This window comes from Streptomyces sp. 11x1 (genome assembly GCF_032598905.1).
In the GTDB taxonomy this organism is placed as follows: domain Bacteria; phylum Actinomycetota; class Actinomycetes; order Streptomycetales; family Streptomycetaceae; genus Streptomyces.
This window is the reverse complement of sequence record NZ_CP122458.1, coordinates 6,720,535-6,736,066: the sequence shown is the minus strand read 5'-3', so window position 1 is coordinate 6,736,066 and position 15,532 is coordinate 6,720,535. Positions and strand designations below refer to the sequence as shown.

17 protein-coding genes are annotated in these 15,532 nt (G+C 69.4%); 5 read left to right on the top strand and 12 right to left on the bottom strand.

Features of this window, described 5'->3' with window-relative positions; genetic code table 11:
* Positions 1-187 precede the first annotated feature (187 nt).
* Both P8T65_RS29625 and P8T65_RS29620 read right to left on the bottom strand, forming a co-directional pair.
* Entirely contained in the window at positions 188-1,273 is a 1,086-nt protein-coding gene (locus tag P8T65_RS29625; protein ID WP_316728231.1) for an esterase-like activity of phytase family protein, read from the bottom strand.
* 179 nt (positions 1,274-1,452) lie between these two features.
* Positions 1,453-2,427, bottom strand: coding sequence for a serine hydrolase (locus P8T65_RS29620; RefSeq protein ID WP_399100713.1), 975 nt, complete (start codon positions 2,425-2,427; stop codon positions 1,453-1,455).
* 194 nt (positions 2,428-2,621) lie between these two features.
* Here P8T65_RS29620 and P8T65_RS29615 point away from each other — a divergent pair, with 194 nt between their 5' ends.
* Together P8T65_RS29615 and P8T65_RS29610 are read left to right on the top strand one after the other, a co-directional pair.
* Complete coding sequence (locus P8T65_RS29615) at positions 2,622-2,990, top strand: type I-C CRISPR-associated protein Cas8c/Csd1 (RefSeq protein WP_316728230.1); 369 nt, start codon at positions 2,622-2,624, stop codon at positions 2,988-2,990.
* A 15-nt stretch (positions 2,991-3,005) separates the two neighbouring features.
* Entirely contained in the window at positions 3,006-3,371 is a 366-nt protein-coding gene (locus P8T65_RS29610; RefSeq protein WP_316728229.1) for a DUF4180 domain-containing protein, read from the top strand.
* 33 nt (positions 3,372-3,404) lie between these two features.
* On the opposite strand, the gene P8T65_RS29605 is transcribed toward P8T65_RS29610, so the two are convergent.
* On the bottom strand, positions 3,405-4,664 hold the full coding sequence (locus tag P8T65_RS29605; protein ID WP_316728228.1) for a phosphatase PAP2 family protein: 1,260 nt from the start codon (positions 4,662-4,664) through the stop codon (positions 3,405-3,407).
* Positions 4,665-5,365: 701 nt separating this feature from the next.
* Between P8T65_RS29605 and P8T65_RS29600 the strand changes: the two genes are divergently transcribed.
* Positions 5,366-6,169 carry an endonuclease gene (locus P8T65_RS29600; RefSeq protein ID WP_316728227.1) on the top strand — a complete coding sequence of 268 codons (804 nt, stop codon included), beginning with the start codon at positions 5,366-5,368 and terminating at the stop codon, positions 6,167-6,169.
* 183 nt (positions 6,170-6,352) lie between these two features.
* The gene (locus P8T65_RS29595) at positions 6,353-7,846 is read left to right on the top strand and encodes an FG-GAP-like repeat-containing protein (RefSeq protein WP_316728226.1); all 1,494 of its coding nucleotides are present in this window, start codon (positions 6,353-6,355) and stop codon (positions 7,844-7,846) included.
* Between the two features lie 177 nt (positions 7,847-8,023).
* Here P8T65_RS29595 and P8T65_RS29590 read toward each other — a convergent pair whose 3' ends face one another.
* The 4 genes from P8T65_RS29590 to P8T65_RS29575 all read right to left on the bottom strand — a co-directional run bounded on the left by P8T65_RS29590 (position 8,024) and on the right by P8T65_RS29575 (position 9,885).
* Entirely contained in the window at positions 8,024-8,599 is a 576-nt protein-coding gene (locus tag P8T65_RS29590; RefSeq protein ID WP_316731780.1) for a YgjP-like metallopeptidase domain-containing protein, read from the bottom strand.
* Positions 8,484-8,918: a hypothetical protein gene (locus P8T65_RS29585; RefSeq protein WP_316728225.1), complete on the bottom strand. Its 435-nt coding sequence runs from the start codon at positions 8,916-8,918 to the stop codon at positions 8,484-8,486. The genes P8T65_RS29590 and P8T65_RS29585 overlap by 116 nt, the downstream gene beginning before the upstream one ends.
* A 239-nt stretch (positions 8,919-9,157) precedes the next feature.
* The gene (locus P8T65_RS29580) at positions 9,158-9,517 is read right to left on the bottom strand and encodes a hypothetical protein (RefSeq protein ID WP_316728224.1); all 360 of its coding nucleotides are present in this window, start codon (positions 9,515-9,517) and stop codon (positions 9,158-9,160) included.
* On the bottom strand, positions 9,514-9,885 hold the full coding sequence (locus P8T65_RS29575) for a hypothetical protein (protein ID WP_316728223.1): 372 nt from the start codon (positions 9,883-9,885) through the stop codon (positions 9,514-9,516). The genes P8T65_RS29580 and P8T65_RS29575 overlap by 4 nt, the downstream gene beginning before the upstream one ends.
* A 207-nt stretch (positions 9,886-10,092) precedes the next feature.
* On the opposite strand from P8T65_RS29575, the gene P8T65_RS29570 reads away from it, so the two are divergent.
* The gene (locus P8T65_RS29570; RefSeq protein WP_316728222.1) at positions 10,093-11,442 is read left to right on the top strand and encodes a hypothetical protein; all 1,350 of its coding nucleotides are present in this window, start codon (positions 10,093-10,095) and stop codon (positions 11,440-11,442) included.
* An 85-nt stretch (positions 11,443-11,527) separates the two neighbouring features.
* Here the strand turns inward: P8T65_RS29570 and P8T65_RS29565 are convergent, their stop codons facing one another.
* From P8T65_RS29565 to P8T65_RS29550, 5 genes are all read right to left on the bottom strand, one after another.
* On the bottom strand, positions 11,528-11,905 hold the full coding sequence (locus tag P8T65_RS29565) for a hypothetical protein (RefSeq protein WP_316728221.1): 378 nt from the start codon (positions 11,903-11,905) through the stop codon (positions 11,528-11,530).
* A gap of 100 nt (positions 11,906-12,005) precedes the next feature.
* Positions 12,006-12,437 carry an RloB family protein gene (locus tag P8T65_RS29560; protein WP_316728220.1) on the bottom strand — a complete coding sequence of 144 codons (432 nt, stop codon included), beginning with the start codon at positions 12,435-12,437 and terminating at the stop codon, positions 12,006-12,008.
* Positions 12,437-13,114 (bottom strand): ATP/GTP-binding protein, encoded by a 678-nt coding sequence (locus P8T65_RS47395; RefSeq protein ID WP_399100704.1) that lies wholly within the window; start codon positions 13,112-13,114, stop codon positions 12,437-12,439. Before P8T65_RS47395 ends, P8T65_RS29560 begins: the two co-directional genes overlap by 1 nt.
* Positions 13,111-13,713, bottom strand: coding sequence for an ATP/GTP-binding protein (locus tag P8T65_RS47390; RefSeq protein ID WP_399100700.1), 603 nt, complete (start codon positions 13,711-13,713; stop codon positions 13,111-13,113). The genes P8T65_RS47395 and P8T65_RS47390 overlap by 4 nt, the downstream gene beginning before the upstream one ends.
* A 117-nt stretch (positions 13,714-13,830) precedes the next feature.
* Positions 13,831-15,525 (bottom strand): thiamine pyrophosphate-binding protein, encoded by a 1,695-nt coding sequence (locus tag P8T65_RS29550; protein ID WP_316728219.1) that lies wholly within the window; start codon positions 15,523-15,525, stop codon positions 13,831-13,833.
* Positions 15,526-15,532 lie beyond the last annotated feature (7 nt).

Genomic DNA, 15,532 nt, shown 5'->3' with positions numbered 1-15,532 from the left:
GGAACCAGACAGCAACAGCCGTGCCCAGCTCGCCTATCTCACGGCGAGGAGCGGGCTGCTGGAGGACGGCGCGACGACCGACTGCGGCTGCGAACAGCGGAGTTGACGGCCCGACGCCGGTGGCGGAGCCGGGCGCCGAGGATCCGACCGCCGGCGCGCGTCACCCACACCGGCGTCCGGGCGTGCCTCAGACGGTCCGGATCCGGAGGGGGAGCGAGAGGGAGAGGGAGTAGAAGCGGGTGGTCTGGACGGTGTTCTGGTTGTCGTCGCTGACCAGCAGCACCTCCAGCCGCCCGCCGGGCCGTGCGGCCCCGGTGACGGTCATGCCCTCGATGTTGTCGAGCAGCGGGTTCGGCTGGGGCTGCTTGGCCGTGGCGCCGAGGCTGGGGCAGTCCACGAGATCGGCGAGCAACGTCTTGCGGACGAGCCGCACGCCGTCGGTGTCGGTCACGCGAAGGGTGCTGCTCGTCCGACCGGTGGCGGTCGTGCGGCGAAGGTCGATCGCGCGGCGCGTGTCGGCGGCGTAGAGGCGGACCGTGTTGCCGACCCCGGCGGTGAATCCGCGCTCCAGCACGAGCAGCCGTCCGCCCGGGAGGCCGGCCACCTCGACGACCCCGAGGCCGGCGTCCACTCGGTAGCCGTACTGCGCGGAGAGCCTGAACTCCGCTGCGCCGCCGTGCCGTTGCCATGTCTGCAGACGGACCACCCCGGCGGTGTCCCCGGTGAGGGTGCCCTCCATCGAGGCGAGCAGGGTGCGTCCGCCGGGCAGGAGGGTGAGCCCCTCGAAGGTCTGGTTGGCGACCGCCCGACCGGCCGGGGCGACCGCCAGCTCGTCGGGCACGGGCAGGCTGCCCAGGATCCGCCCCCGCCGGTCGTAGCGCCGTACGGTCGGCTCGGTCTCGGAGGCGACGAGCAGGGTGCCGTCCCGGTCGACGGCGACCGCCTCGGAGTCGAGTGCGGCGTCGCTCTGTGTGGCGAGCGGCAGGACGCCCTCCGGTGCGAGCGTGCGGCGGTCGAGGGTGAAGAGGGCCGACCGGTCGGAGACGGCGAGGAGCGAGCCGTCGCGGTCGACGGCGAGGCCGGAGAGGTTCCCGACGAAGGTGCCCGCGTACGTCGTCTTGTCGAGGGCGTCGGAGTACTTCTCGATCGACACGGACGACGAACAGGCGTGGCCGCGCGCCGAGTCGGCGTGGACGGGTCCGGCGGCGGCGAGCGTGGTGGCCGCCGCCGCCAGACCGGCGGTGAGGGTCGCGACGAGGCTTCTCAGAGGCATGGCGTCACGGTAGGGCGACGCCGGTGAGCCGCGGATGGCCTCGCCGTGAACGTCCGGATGTCATCGGGCGCTGCCCCCTGGAAAGGCAACGGGCGCAGCCCCTGCCTTTCCAGGGGCGCGGGGAACTGCGCGAGAAGCCCCACCGGGCCCGCAGCCGCCGACGCGCCCGCAACCCCGAGCTATGAGGCGCCCTCCGGCACCGGCACCGTCGCTTCCTGCGGCCGATCCGTGGGCTCGTACCGCTGCGCACTCGCCGTGCCCGAGGAGCTCTTCGGGGCGGGCACGAGATCCTTGTGGATGGCCTTGGAGACGGCCTGGATCGTGTTCACGCCGTACTGCATGTCGGGGTTGCCGTGGGTGAGGACGGTGATCGTGTAGTCCCGTCCGCCGCCGTTGAACGTGCCGACGCTGTGCACCCGCCAGCCGTGCGTGGCGCGGGACAGCCACCCGTTCTTGACGTGCACCTTCACGGTCGAGGGCGCCCCGGCCGGGGTGCCCCAGCGCTGCGAGGAGACGACCTTGTTCATCAGCTTGAGGACGTACGCGCGCGCGTTGTCGCTCAGGACCGTGTTCTTCGCGGTGAGCAGGGCGAGCAGCCGCTGCTCGTCGCGGACGGTGATCTGGGTGAGGCCCCAGTAGTTGTTCGCGCCGGGCTTGGTCTGCGTCATCTTGGCGACCGTGAGGAACGCCTTGATCTTCTTGACGCCGAGCTGCTTCCACAGGGTGCTGGTGGAGGCGTTGTCCGACTTGGTGATCATGGCGGTGGCGAGCTTGGTCTCACGGTCGGTGAGATACCTGTTCGTCTTCTTGGCGTCGTACAGCAGCGCGGCGAGCACGGTCACCTTCACGACGCTGGCCGAGTCGAAGGCGGTGTCCCCGCGCAGCGTGCAGGTGGTGTTGGTCGCCCGGTCGTACAGGCCGACCGCCACCGTGCCCTTCCGCTTCGCCAGCGCCGCCGTGATGTCCTTCTGCAGCTTCTCGGCCAGCCCGGCCTGCTTCGACGTACACGTGACCTGCGGTGCGGCGACCGCGGCGGGCGCGAACGCCGCCGCCGCCGACGTGAGGACCATGCCGGCCCCGAGCCCCGCCGCGACCACACGCGTCCGCCTGGACGCCGGCGACACCCGGGATACCCCCGATATCCGGTGAGTCATCAAACCTGTCCCATCCCCCTGTGCGACTGGAACCCGCTTCTGACGGATTCACCCCAGTCGACTCGCGACGACGATCGATAGTTGTACATCAGTTCCCTTGCCCCCGGTTCCCCTGCCCCCAGTTCCGTTGTCCCCGGGTCGGGGTAGGGAGGGGGGGAGAAGCCCGTCGGGCCCGATGGAGAAGGAGAGCCGGATTGGCCGACACACAGCCCTCCCCCGCCTACCTGTGCGGTCAGCTCTACGCGACGCTGCACACGCTGCAGGCCATCGGCAAGCGCGACCGGCGGCTGGGGAACGACAGCTTCCTGAGCCAGGCCAAGCAGCGTCCCGGCCCGGCGTTGCGTGAACAGCTGAAGAAGGCGGGTGAGCAGTTGCTGGCCGCGCGCACCCGTGGTCCCAAGCACGGGAAGGCCGCCGGCGAGGTGTTCCGCGCGATAGCGGACTTCGTTCCGCCCAGCGGCAGGTTGCCCGACTATCTGGACACGAGTTCCCAGCTCGATTTCCTCTCGGGGTACCACACCCAGTCCGCCGCTTACGCCGCCCACGACACGCTGATGAAGTGACAGTAGCCTCGCCCCATGACCACCACCCTGCAGACGATCCACGACGTGCCCGTGCTGATGTGTGACGCCGAGGGTGGGGTGATCGGGGGTGAGGGTGACGCCCTGGACCTCGTCGGTGATGCCGGGTACCAGGGCGCCGCATGGGTCGCCGTCCCCGTCGAGCGGTTCGACGAGCGGTTCTTCCGACTGAGCACCCGCGTCGCGGGCGACATCATCCAGAAGTTCGTGCAGTACCGCGTCGGCCTCGCCGTCGTCGGCGACATCTCCCGGCACACGGAGGCCAGTTCGGCCCTGCGCGACTTCGTCCGGGAGTGCAACCGGAACCGTCAGACATGGTTCCTCACCGATGTCGACGAGCTGCGGGAGCGGCTCAAGGGCTGAGCCCTCGCCGGGGCCGCCGCTCCCTCCGCCCGCTCACACCAGCTCAGGATGCCGTTCCGCCCGCCGCTCCGGCTGTCGCGGCGACGCGGCTTCCGGCGTCCAGCGTCGGTCGACACGAACGTAGCCGTATACGACCGAGCCCATCACCATAAGGAGAAGCGGCCCGTACACCCACGGGTGTCGGGCCATTTCCACCGGCAGATAGCGATACGCCAGCAGAAGCCCCACGAACACGGCCGCACCATGGACGACGAGCGCGATTCCCGCCCGGTCCCAGCCGCGGTCGTACGCCCGCAGCGCCGCCTCGATCGTGAGGGTGAAGACGACACCGGCGATGAGATCCACGCCGTAGTGATATCCGAATCCCAGCGTCGCGGAAAGCGTGGCGATCAGCCAGAAGGTTCCCGCGTATCGCAGAGCGCGCGGGCCCCGGCGCGAGTGGATGAATATCGCGGTGGCCCACGCCGTGTGGAGGCTGGGCATGCAATTGCGCGGGGTGATCTCGTCGTACACCATCGGGTGCGGCGTGGTGAGCGACGGTGGCGTGTCGGGCCAGATGTCGGCCAGGGCCCAGTGCTCGCCGCCGGTGCCGAACGCGCCCGTGCCGTAGGCGAAGACCGGTCCGACCACCGGGAAGATCATGTAGATGCTCGGCCCGAGGAGGCCGATCACCAGAAAGGTGCGCACCAGGTGGTGGCGCGGGAAGCGCCGTTCGGCCGCCACGTGCCGCAGCTGGTAGAGCGTCACGATGACCGCCGCCACCGCGAGCTGGATGTAGACCCAGTCGAGCAGATGGGTGCCGACGGGCCCGGTGGCCCTGACCAGCCGGCCCACCAGCCACGAGGGGTTGCCCAACGCGTGGTCGGCGGTGGCGAGGTACTGGTCGAGCACCATGGGCCGCGTCTTGGACGTGATCAGCAGCCAGGCGTCGCCCGTCTTGCGGCCGGCGACCAGGAGCAGACCGAGCCCGACGCCTTTCAGCAGGAGCGCTCGTTCACGGCCGGTGCGGCGGGTGACGGCGACGACCGCGCAGCCCAGGATCACCCACAGCGCGCCGTTGCCGAACATCATTTTGGCGTCGAGAAACCATCTGACCAGAAAGAAGACGATATCGATTCCGACGGCGACACCCGCCGCGATGAACCGTTCGCGCCAGGTGAGCACCACCATCGTCAACGCCATACTGGCGTAGAGCAACGGCCCTGATTTCGGGGCGAATATCACCTCGCCCGCCTGATTGGTGATCGGCCCCGGCACACCGTATCCCCGTGCGGCGACCTCCAGCGCGAGCATGAATCCGATTCCCACGACCACCGCCGCGATCCACAGAATCACCCTCGGCCGACGCCACTTGACGGACGCGACCGTGCTGCGTATTCGCGGGAGCGCCCGCGAGAATATGGATATCAATTATCCGGCCGTCGTCTCGTGCGAGCGGCCGGATCTCTTCTTGGTGGGCAACATGACTTTCCGGTGTGGGTGCCGACGGGTGGACGACGGACGGGACTGACGGGACGGAATGGACCCGCAAACGGACAGACGGACGGGCGGACGAACGATCGGACGGACGGACGGGCGGACGGGCGGGCGGGCGGACGGACGGACGGACAAGTCGACGGGCAGGTGGGCGTGCAGGTGGGCGGGCCGGTCGGCAGACCGGGATCACACCAGACGTCACCCCCCTGAAGAAGACCGTTCATCCCCCGTTGAGGTTGCTCTGCACCCGACAACTACGCAAGACCGCTCACCGACCCAGCACGCCGAAATCCGCACGTCAATGAGGGTCTCCCCTTGAATCGAGGCAGGTGAAGGGGGGTTGAGGCACAAGAGTTGCCCCATTGGCCGAATCGTCATCGGATCGCCTTCCACTTGTAACACCTCGACTGACCCGTCCATGCCAATCTCTCGGTTACCCACACAGTCAACCCGCGTAGAACGAGACTCCCCGAACCAACTCCTCGTCCTGCGCGGCCCTCTGGGAAGGGACACCCCTCATGCCCGCTGCGCGGATACGCAGTTGGAAGTCGGTCGCTCTCGCGACGTCGGCCGTGCTCGTCGGTATCGTCCTCCCGGCAGCCACCGCCACCCCCGCCTCGGCGACGACGACCGCGTACGACGACACGTACTACGCGAGCGCGATCGGCAAGTCCGGTACGGCCCTGAAGTCCTCGCTGCACTCGATCATCGACGGTCACACGACCATCTCGTACTCGGCGGTCTGGAACGCGCTGAAGGTCACCGACCAGGACCCCAACAACAGCAACAACGTGAAGCTGCTCTACAGCGGCATCTCGCGCAGCAAGTCCCTCAACGGCGGCAGCTCCGGCAACTGGAACCGCGAGCACGTGTGGGCCCAGTCGCACGGCGACTTCGGCACCTCCGCCGGCCCCGGTACCGACCTGCACCACCTGCGCCCCGAGGACGTGGCGGTCAACGCCCGACGCGGCAACCTCGACTTCGACAACGGCGGCAGCAGCTTCACCAACAGCGGCGGCAGCCTCGTCGACTCGAACTCCTTCGAGCCCCGGGACGCGGTCAAGGGCGACGTGGCCCGCATGATCCTCTACATGGCCGTCCGGTACGAGGGCGACGACGGCTGGCCCAACCTGGAGCCCAACGACTCCGTCAACAACGGCGGCACCCGCTTCCACGGCCGCCTGTCCGTCCTGAAGGCCTGGAACGACGAGGACCCGCCGGACTCCTTCGAGGAGCGCCGCAACGACCTCATCTACAGCGACTACCAGGGCAACCGGAACCCGTTCATCGACCACCCGGAGTGGGTCGAGGCGATCTGGTAGCCGCACGCCGAGCGCGGTGAGCACGGTGAGCCCCCGGACCGCACGGGCCGGGGGTCCGCCGTTCAGTTACGTACTCATGACATTCGGACGCACAACCGACGAACTCCTTGTCGAGTCGGACTACATGGACGCGGCGGTTCCGCCCGCCGGAGCAGGATCTCCACCGACCCGAAAGGCACGTGCATGTCACGAGCACGAGCAGCAGCACGACGCACCCGTACGGCACGCGTGAGCGCCCCCTTGGCAGCGGTGGTACTGCTGGCCGGAGGCCTGACCGCACTGTCGCTGGGCACGGCCTCGGCCGCCCCCGCGGAGGTGGGTGTGGCGGACGACTTCAACGGTGACGGGTACGCCGACCTGGTCGTCGGCGCCCCGAACGCCACGGTGTCCTCGAAGGCCAAGGCGGGCTACGTGGCCGTCCTGTACGGCTCGAAGAGCGGCATCTCCCCCACCAAGAAGAAGCTGATCAGCCGCTCGACGAGCGGTGTGCCCGGCTCCGCCACCGCCAACCAGCGCTTCGGCTCGACCTTCACCAAAGGCGACCTGGACGGGGACGGCTACGGCGACCTGGTGATCGCGGGCGGCACGGCGGGCTCGGTGGTCCTCTGGGGTTCGTCGACCGGGCTGACCGGCGGGACGAGCATCGCCCAGTACGGGGCGGCCCCGCAGGCGGGCGACTTCGACGGCGACGGCAAGACCGATCTCGCGCTGTTCTCGGCGCAGTCCGTCGGCGGCGACGACCCCGAGGGCGCGCCGGCGGCCCTGTGGAAGGGCCCGATCTCCCGCGCGGGCAAGCCGGCCGCCGTACTGAACCTCCTCGACAAGTCCCTGTGGTGGGGCTGGGAGGAGGACGACGCGTCCTGCGCGACCGGCGGGGGCTGCGAGGACGGGCCGTCCTCCATCACCGGCCCGGTCGTCTCCGGCCAGGTCGGCGACGTCAACGGCGACGGCCGGGACGACATCGTCCAGTGGCACTACACGGGCGACGGCACGTGGGGCAACCGCCTGCTCCTGGGCGGCGCTTCGGGCTTCACCCGCGGCTTCACACCCGGTGACGACACGAGCCGCGACCCGGCCGGCACCGGCATCGGAGACGTGAACGGTGACGGCTACGACGACGTGGTCGTGGGCGCGGACGGCTGGTCCGACCAGGTCCGCGTGGCCTACGGCTCGCCCACCGGCACGTCCGAGTCGAACGTCCAGACCTTCGACCAGAGCCTGCCCGGCTTCCCCGGCGCGCAGGAGGACGGCGACCTGGTGGGCTCGGCGGTCTCGGTCGCCGACGTCACCGGCGACGGGTACGCCGACATCGCGCTCGGCATCGCCTACGAGGACGTCACGGACATCACCAACGCGGGCTCGGTCGCCCTCGTCCCCGGCACCGCCTCCGGTGTCACGGGCGCCGGCACCAAGGTCTTCCACCAGAACACCGCCGGGGTCCCCGGAGTCGCCGAGGCGGAGGACAAGTTCGGCACCACGACGGCCCTGCTGGACTTCAACGGCAACGGTCACCCCGACCTGGCCGTGGGCGCCCCCGCCGAGAACAGCGACAACGGCGCCGTCTGGGTCCTCCCCGGCACCACCACCGGCCTGACCACCACGTCGGCCCTCGCCTTCGGTCCCGGCGACGTGGCGGGCCCGGTCACGGACGCGATGTTCGGAGCGACACTGCGCTGAGCGTGCCGCTCCGCGCGGGGACCGGTCGCCGCGCGCTGGGCCTGTCGCTGGGCGCCGGGACCGGCCGCCATGCGTGAGGACCGGTCGCTCCGCGCCGAGGACCTCGGCCCGCGCCGGGACCGACAGCGGCGCGCGTGCCCGGCGGTGCCGGGTACGCGCGCCGCACCACGTACAAGATCACGACCGAATGTCGCCCATCCAGAGTCGCCGCCCCAGCTCGTCGAGGTCTGCCCGCCGCTCTTCGTACTCGGGCAGCGCGGTCCGCAGCAGCCGCCAGAAGTCCTCCCGGTGCCCGGACACTTTCACGTGGGCCAGTTCATGGGCGATGACGTAGTCGATCAGGTGCATGGGCAGCTGGAAGAGCGGCCACCCGAGACTCATCAGCCCCTTGACGCCCGCCCCGGCCTGCGGCGGCCGGTATGAACCCCACCGGTCTCCCAGGTCCCGTACGTCGAGTTCCGGCTCGGTCACCCCCATGCGGGCCGCCCAGGGCTGAAGCCGCTGTCCCGTCCAGTTCCGGCCGGCCCGGCAGTACCAGTCGACCAGCGCCGCCCGACCCGCCTGCGGCTCCGCCGCCAGATCCAGGCCCATGACGAGCCGCCCCGCGATCAGCCGGACCCCTCCGCCCGCCCCCTCCTCACCGGAAACGGCCAGCCGATACGTCCGCCCCAGGTAGCGGAAGACCTCTCCGTCGGCGAGCTGCTTGACGGGGCTGAGCGGGCGAGTGCGCTCCCGCTCCCGCCGCTTGGTCAGCAGCCAGTCCCGGTGCGCGCGGACGAACACCGGGGGAGATGACGGGAACGAAGTCGATCCGCCGCAGCAACGCCCTGAACTGGTAAGCCTGGTGGAGATAGCGCTGCCTGACGGACAGCTTCTCCAGTGGTGTACCCGTCACCGACTCCGGGTCGAACTCGGCCAACTGCGCCAGCAGTTCGTCACGCGCCTTGCGCAGGGCGTGGTGGTACTGCACGGCCGCCTTCCGGCTGACGGCGGCGACCTGTGCCTTGAAGCCGCCGGGCAGCACCGTGGTCACCCAGTGCTCCAGCATGTCCTCGGCCTTCGCCTCGATCATGGGAACGGACTCGGCGACGTCCCGCTCGGTGGGCCACTTCGCGAGAAGCTCGGCCTCCTCCTTGAGGGTGCGGTCCCGGACGAGGTCGGCGAACTTTTCGTCGAGGACCTCCCCGTCACATCCATTCTGCGTCCAGGGGGCGGGGTGAGGGGAAGGGAGCGAGGCACGGGACGTGCACGATCGTGCGGACGTACGGAACTTTGCGCCGGTACGTCCGCACGCTCGGCGGAGGTGGGTGGTCAGGCGCCGGAATCGTCCTCAGAAACCTCGTCGTCATCGTCGTCCGGGACGGGAAGGCGGGCGCCCCGGCTGCGGGCGATGCGGTGCACGTCGTGCAGGGATTCGGTCAATCGGGCCGTGAGGAACCGGAGTTGAGGCGCGGTGGCCTTGGCGTCGTCCAGGAGATCGGCGGCATGGCCGAGAAGGTCGCCGGCCATGCCGAGCTGGACGGCCTCGACGTTGTCGGCGACGCGGGAGAGAGGACCGGTGCGGGAGGCGTCGGCGACGAGGTAGCAGGGGTTGCCGTCGGGGCTGGACCAGGGGAGGAGGCGGGGGCGGGTGGTTGTGGTGGCGGCGATGTCGTGGCTCTCGTAGATCATGCGGCGACCACCTTGTCGCCCCGGATTCGGCGAGAGCCCACGTCGACACCATGGATGTGCCGTGGCCCTACGTCGATACCGTGCACGGCGAGCCACAGGGTCCGACGGCGGGCGCGTTGCTGCTTGGCCTGCACGCGTTGTTCGTGGGCGAGGAGGTAGGGGCGAACGAGCGGGGAGTCCTCGCCACGGAGGATGGCCTCGTGCGGGGAGGGGCGACGGCGGGGTGCGACGGGGGTGGCTGGTACGGGGTTGGCCCGCACCCCTTCCCCTGCGCGGTGCCGGTTCCGCTGGCGTTGGCGGTGCCGCCCGGAGGGGGGCCACAGCAGTCGCAGCAGCGACTCGACGAAGCGAGCGATAAGGTGCAACACGTTCTCAACTCCACAGTGGTTGAGGGCCATGCCCCCGGGCCGTCGCAAGCGGTCGCGGGGGTCCTTGCTTTCGGCCGAGATCACTCGGCGCATGTGCAAGAGGTAACCGCTCGGACACCCTCCGCAGGTACCGTTGAGAGACGGTGGGACCGTGAACACCGTGAACGCCGTCGTTGAACACCATGCAAGCCGTCGGGAGTTGAGGACATGGCACGGAAGCGCACCCCCAACCGCGCCCTGGACAACCTGCTTGACCAGGCACGATGGACCAGGACCCAGCTCGCACAGCAGGTGAACCGCCTCGGCCCTCAGGCAGGACTCGACCTCACGTACGACCGCACCGCAGTCGCACACTGGATTGCAGGGGTCCAGCCAAAACCTGAGGCCAGGGCGCTGATCGTCGAGGCCCTCTCGGCACGGCTGGGACGCCCCGTCACCCACGCGGAAACCGGCCTGGAACCTGCACCGTCACTCATGGGCTCCCAAAGCGCTGACACTGTCGAGGAGTTGATCGACCTCGGAAGGGCAACCATGGATCCGTCCCGCCGCAGCGTGCTGGCTGCCACGGTCTTCTCCGCCGCACTGTCGGTTCCGGCATTCGCCCTCCCCGCACGAGCGGCGGACGCATCGGTGACGCCTGGCAAGAGAACCGTTCGCATCGGCTCTTCACAAGTGCAGTCGATTCGCACCATGACCGACCGGATCGCGGACATCCTCGACGAACTCGGTGCCGGGCACGCGATGCCCATGGCGTCCGCGTTCCTCGTCAACACCGTCGGCCCCTGGCTCCAGGCACAGGCCACGGAACCGGTCCGCAGGGACATGCTGGCCGCCGCGTCCGACCTCACGTATCTGACAGGCTGGATGGCCATGTACGAGAAGGCCCACGGTCTCGGACAGCGCTACTACGTCCAAGCCCTTGGCCTGGCGCGCGAGGCGGAGGACCACGTCACCTACTGCAGGACCCTACGCGGCATGTCCCTCCAGGCCTCCAACCTGGGCTACGGCCCCAAGGCCTTGGAACTCGCGGACTCTGCAGCAGAAGCAGCCCCCTCTGCGGGTCCACGTCTCGTGGCGTTCCTACGCGGCCAGCAGGCCCACTCCGCGTCCATGGTGGGGCTGAAGCAACAAGCCCACGCCCGCCTGAGGGAAGCGGAGGACGCACTGTCGAAGGCTGACAACAACAGGGATGCGATCGGCGGCTACGACCAGACCGCCTACCTCTTCCACGTCTCGCACGTCCTGTACGAGGAGAAGGATTTCGCAGGCTCGATCAAGGCCCTGAAACAGTCGATCCGACTCCAGCCGAAACAGGAACGCCAAGGCCGCGTACACGCCTACGCGCTCCTAGCGCAACGTCAGCTACGTGTCGGCCACTTGGACGCGGCCTGCGAGAGTTGGTCACGTTTCCTGGACGAGTACGAACACGTCTCATCCAATCGCGGTGACGACCACTTCCGGGCGATGAGCGCGGAACTGCGCCGACACCCAACTGCCGTGCCCGTGCGGGAGCTTGCGCTTCGTGCGCGGGGCGTGGCCGCGGCCAAGGCGGCGTGAGCTCGCAGAACTTGTCGAGAGGGTCGGCACATTTCGCGGGCGATAGTGCAGGCTCGCCCATAGCGAGGCCCTGATGTTCCTTCGTTCAAGCCGCCACAGTAGTTGCCGCAACCCGTCCGGACAGCGGGTCATCCGTAAGCTCCTGCTTGAGGCTACGAAGCTTGACCGACTCGTCCTTCATCGCGGCAACTTGGTCTCGATAGGTCTCCCATAGACTCACCAGAGCAGCCTGAGCGCTACGGGAGACATCGGGTACGGTCAAAGGTCGCAGATCTTGAAGGTTGATATTCCGCTGAGCGCTCTGAGGTGCCTTCCCTTCCAGGTCGCTCTTCACCCGATGCAAGCAGATTTCGAGAAAACGAGGATCAACACCATCGTTGGCCACCACGCCCACGACGCTGCCAGGAAAGCACATAGGCAGCCCCAAAATGGCCGTTTCTCCAATGGTTGCCGCAATGGTCACAACAACCGTTCCTGCTGGAAAGACCCTACTCACGGCCAGTCCAGCGTCATTCAGGTGCTGAGAAGCACGCCAAATCACGCCACGCCGAGCCGAGGACACGTCACCTGTAGTGCGCGAGGCGCCACACCTCGAAGCACGGATGCGAGAAAGCGACTCCGATGCCCGCCGCCTTCGCCTGCTCCAGTGCGTCGCGGACGTACTTGTAGTTGTCGTGGTCGAAGAGGCACCAGACCTGAGGCAGGTACTTCGCCTCCAGCTTGGCCCGCTTCGCCTTGCGATCCTCTTCGCGCTTCAGACTGATCGCCTGCTCGACGAGGTCGAGCGGCTTGCGTCCGCTGTCGGCCCTGCGGTTGGCGATGTGCATCTCCACCGGGACTTCGCCTGCGAGAGGGACGCCCTGGTCCTTGAGGATGTCGAGATACGAGGGCTCGGTCACCTTGCCCTCGGTGAAGATGAAGACCTGGCGCTTGCGCTGTCCACCCCGCCGGGCCGGACGCTCCCACGAGTCCCTGCCCTTTTGCGCCCGCCCCATCAGTCGCGCCCCGCCCCGTCCGCTCGCTCGCCTGTCTCGTCGTACGTGCCGGCCTCGCGCGCCACCAGCAGCCGTCGCGCGATCTGCCCCTCCAGAAGGGCCGGAACCCCGCCGAAGGCCCCCGCGAGATAGGACTGCGTGAGGTCCTCGTCCTCGCCCGGCTCCGCATCGGTGAGCGGATACAGCGCGGTTGCCCCGTCCTTGTCTTTCTCCGTCAGCCACACCTGCGCCGGGTCGAGGAGCCGCTCACCGCTCGGGGTGGTGAGCACCGTCGCGTCGTGCGACGTGAAGACCAACTGAGCGCCCTTGGGATTCGCGTACGGGTCGTGGAAGAGCCGGACGACCTCGGCTGCGAAGCGGGAGTGCAGGCTGGCGTCGAGTTCGTCGACGAGCAGGACCGCGCCTTCGTCGAGGGCGAGGAGCAGCGGACCGAGGAGGGCGAACCAGGACCGGGTGCCGTAGGACTCCTCCTGCCAGTCGAAGGACACGTCCCCGGCGGCCGAATGGTGCGTCAGCTTCACCGCGTCCTGACCCGGGCCGTCCTGGACGACCGTCGCTCCGGTGATGCCGAGGTCGGCGACCCTCAGCAGCTCCTGGATCCTGGTGGCCCTCGGACCGGACAGTTCCCTCGTGGTGTACCGCGCGCGCTCGTCCCGCTCGGCCTCCGGGTTGATCATCCAGAAGTTGCGGCGGAACCAGTGGAAGAGCGGGGAGAGCTGGGGTGGTTGTCCGTGCCGGCCGTGGAGAGCAGCAGTGCGTTCGGCCGCGTACGCCGTACGAGCTGGGCTCGGTCCCTGACCCGTCCGCCGGGCCACCTGAAGACATCCGACCGGGAGGCGTCGCGGTCGAGCCATTCCTGGCGGCGGCCGAGCGGGTAGCTGTGCAGCCATTCGGACTCGACGCGGGTGGCACTGAGCTCAAAGCCGTACGTCCAGCGGACCGAGTCGATGACGACGTCGACCTCGAAGAAGGCGGGTTCGCTCTCGCTCTTGGGGTCCAGGGCGAAGACCTGGCGCGGGATGCCGTCGTAAGAGGCCCAGCGCGCATAGGAGTTGAGGACCGCGTTGCGCATGTCGGTCATCGCGGTCAGCACGTTCGACTTACCTGAGGCGTTGGCCCCGAAAATGCCGATCAGGGGGAGTACGGAGACGGATCCGCCACCCGCGAGATCCACCGGGTTCGCCGATCCACCCTGCTCGTCGCCCGGCGCGACGAAGGACAGCTCCTGCTCGTCTCGCAGGGACCGTACGTTCGCGACGCGGAACCTCAGCAGCACGCTGTCCTCCTCTCCGGGCTCAGAGTAGTGGCCGCTTCTGACATCGGCCCGACCGGAACGCCTGTGACCGCACGGAACATATCCCGTGCAGGTCACCGCGAACAGCCGATCGGGTGATCAGCCCGAGCCCAGGTGAGTCGGCGCGAACATCCGCAGCACCGCCGGCAGGACCAGCACCGACGGGCCCGGGGAGGTCAGGGCCTTCGCCAGGTCCGTTTCCAGGGTCTCCGGGGTCGTCCGTACGCCCGGCACCCCGAACGACTCCGCCAGGGCCACGTAGTCGGGGCGGGACAGCTCCGTGCCGGTCGCCTCGCCGTACGCGTCGGTCATGTACTCGCGCAGGATGCCGTAGCCGCCGTCGTCGACGATCAGCCAGGTGACGTTCAGGCCGTACTGCCGGGCGGTGGCCAGCTCGGCGATCGAGTAGAGCGCGCCGCCGTCGCCGGAGACGGCCAGCACCGGGTGGGTGGGGTCGGCCGCCGCCGCGCCGAGGGCGGCCGGAAAGGCGTAGCCGAGGCCGCCCGAACCCTGGGCGGAGTGCATGGTGTTGGGGCCCTCGGGGTCGAACGCGGCCCAGGCCCAGTAGGACAGGATCGTCATGTCCCAGAAGGAGGGCGCGCGGGGCGGCAGGGCTCGGCGGACGGACGCCAGCAGGTCCTGTTCCAGGGTGAGTTGCTGCGCGTCGATGCGCTCACGGACCTTCCCGAGCACTTCCCGTACCCGCTCCGGCGCCGACGCGTCCTCCCGCGGCTCCTCGATCGTCTCCAGCAGCGCCGTCAGCGCCAGGCGCGCGTCCGCGTGGATGCCGAGCGCCGGGTGGTTGGACTCCAGCTTCCCGAGGTCCGCCTCGATCTGGATCACCCGGCCGCGCGGCGCGAACGTGTGGTAGTTCGAGGACAGTTCACCCAGCCCCGAGCCGACCACCAGCAGGACGTCCGCGTCCTCCAGGAAGTCGGTGGTGTGGCGGTCCTCGATCCAGGACTGGAGGGACAGGGGGTGCGTCCACGGGAACGCGCCCTTCCCCCCGTACGTCGTCACGACCGGCGCCGACAGCCGCTCCGCGAGCTGCCGCAGCTTGCCCGAGGCGTCGGCCCGGACGACCCCGCCGCCCGCGATGATCGCCGGGCGGGCGGCGGTGGACAGCAGGTGGGCGGCCAGCGCGGTCAGTTCGGGGCGCGGGGGCAGCTCCTCAGGGAAGGCGTCGCCGCCCGTCACCACCGGGATCAGGGTCTCGGCCGTCAGCACGTCCTGCGGGATCTCCACCCACACCGGGCCGTGCGGGGCCGACAGCGCCGACTTCCAGGCCGCCTCGATCGCGGACGGGATCTGCGACTGCGTACGGACCGTGTGGACGGACTTCACCACGCCCCTGAACGAGGCGGCCTGGTCGGTGAGTTCGTGTAGGTAGCCGCGGCGGCCCCCGCCCAGGCCGGCGGTCGGAACCTGGCTGCTGATCGCCAGCACCGGCGCCGAGGCCGCCGCCGCCTCCTGGAGCGCGGCCAGTGACGTCAGCGCGCCCGGCCCGGTCGACAGCAGCAGCGGGGCCGCCTCGCCGGTGATTCGGCCGTACGCGTCCGCCGCGAACCCGGCGTTGTTCTCCACGCGGAGCCCGAGGTAGCGCAGGTCGGAGCGGCGCAGCGCGTCGAACAGCGGCAGCGCGTGCTGGCCGGGCAGCCCGAAGACCGTCGTCGCGCCGAGCCCGGCCAGCGTCTCCACGACCAGGTCCCCGCCGTTGCGGCCGGGGGGAGGGTTCAGCGCGGCCTCCGTCTGGGCGGCCGACGGGCGGAGTACCAGGTCGTGGTCGTGGGTCACTGCGCTG

Bases quoted from the DNA above. Each gene is read 5' to 3' on its own strand.
- P8T65_RS29625 (WP_316728231.1), bottom strand. From the start codon at position 1,273: ATGCCTCTGAGAAGCCTCGTCGCGACCCTCACCGCCGGTCTGGCGGCG.
- P8T65_RS29620 (WP_399100713.1), bottom strand. From the start codon at position 2,427: ATGACTCACCGGATATCGGGGGTATCCCGGGTGTCGCCGGCGTCCAGG.
- P8T65_RS29610 (WP_316728229.1), top strand. From the start codon at position 3,006: ATGACCACCACCCTGCAGACGATCCACGACGTGCCCGTGCTGATGTGT.
- P8T65_RS29605 (WP_316728228.1), bottom strand. From the start codon at position 4,664: ATGCTCGCGCTGGAGGTCGCCGCACGGGGATACGGTGTGCCGGGGCCG.
- P8T65_RS29600 (WP_316728227.1), top strand. From the start codon at position 5,366: ATGCCCGCTGCGCGGATACGCAGTTGGAAGTCGGTCGCTCTCGCGACG.
- P8T65_RS29595 (WP_316728226.1), top strand. From the start codon at position 6,353: ATGTCACGAGCACGAGCAGCAGCACGACGCACCCGTACGGCACGCGTG.
- P8T65_RS29585 (WP_316728225.1), bottom strand. From the start codon at position 8,918: ATGATCGAGGCGAAGGCCGAGGACATGCTGGAGCACTGGGTGACCACG.
- P8T65_RS29580 (WP_316728224.1), bottom strand. From the start codon at position 9,517: ATGATCTACGAGAGCCACGACATCGCCGCCACCACAACCACCCGCCCC.
- P8T65_RS29570 (WP_316728222.1), top strand. From the start codon at position 10,093: ATGGCACGGAAGCGCACCCCCAACCGCGCCCTGGACAACCTGCTTGAC.
- P8T65_RS29560 (WP_316728220.1), bottom strand. From the start codon at position 12,437: ATGGGGCGGGCGCAAAAGGGCAGGGACTCGTGGGAGCGTCCGGCCCGG.
- P8T65_RS47395 (WP_399100704.1), bottom strand. From the start codon at position 13,114: ATGATCAACCCGGAGGCCGAGCGGGACGAGCGCGCGCGGTACACCACG.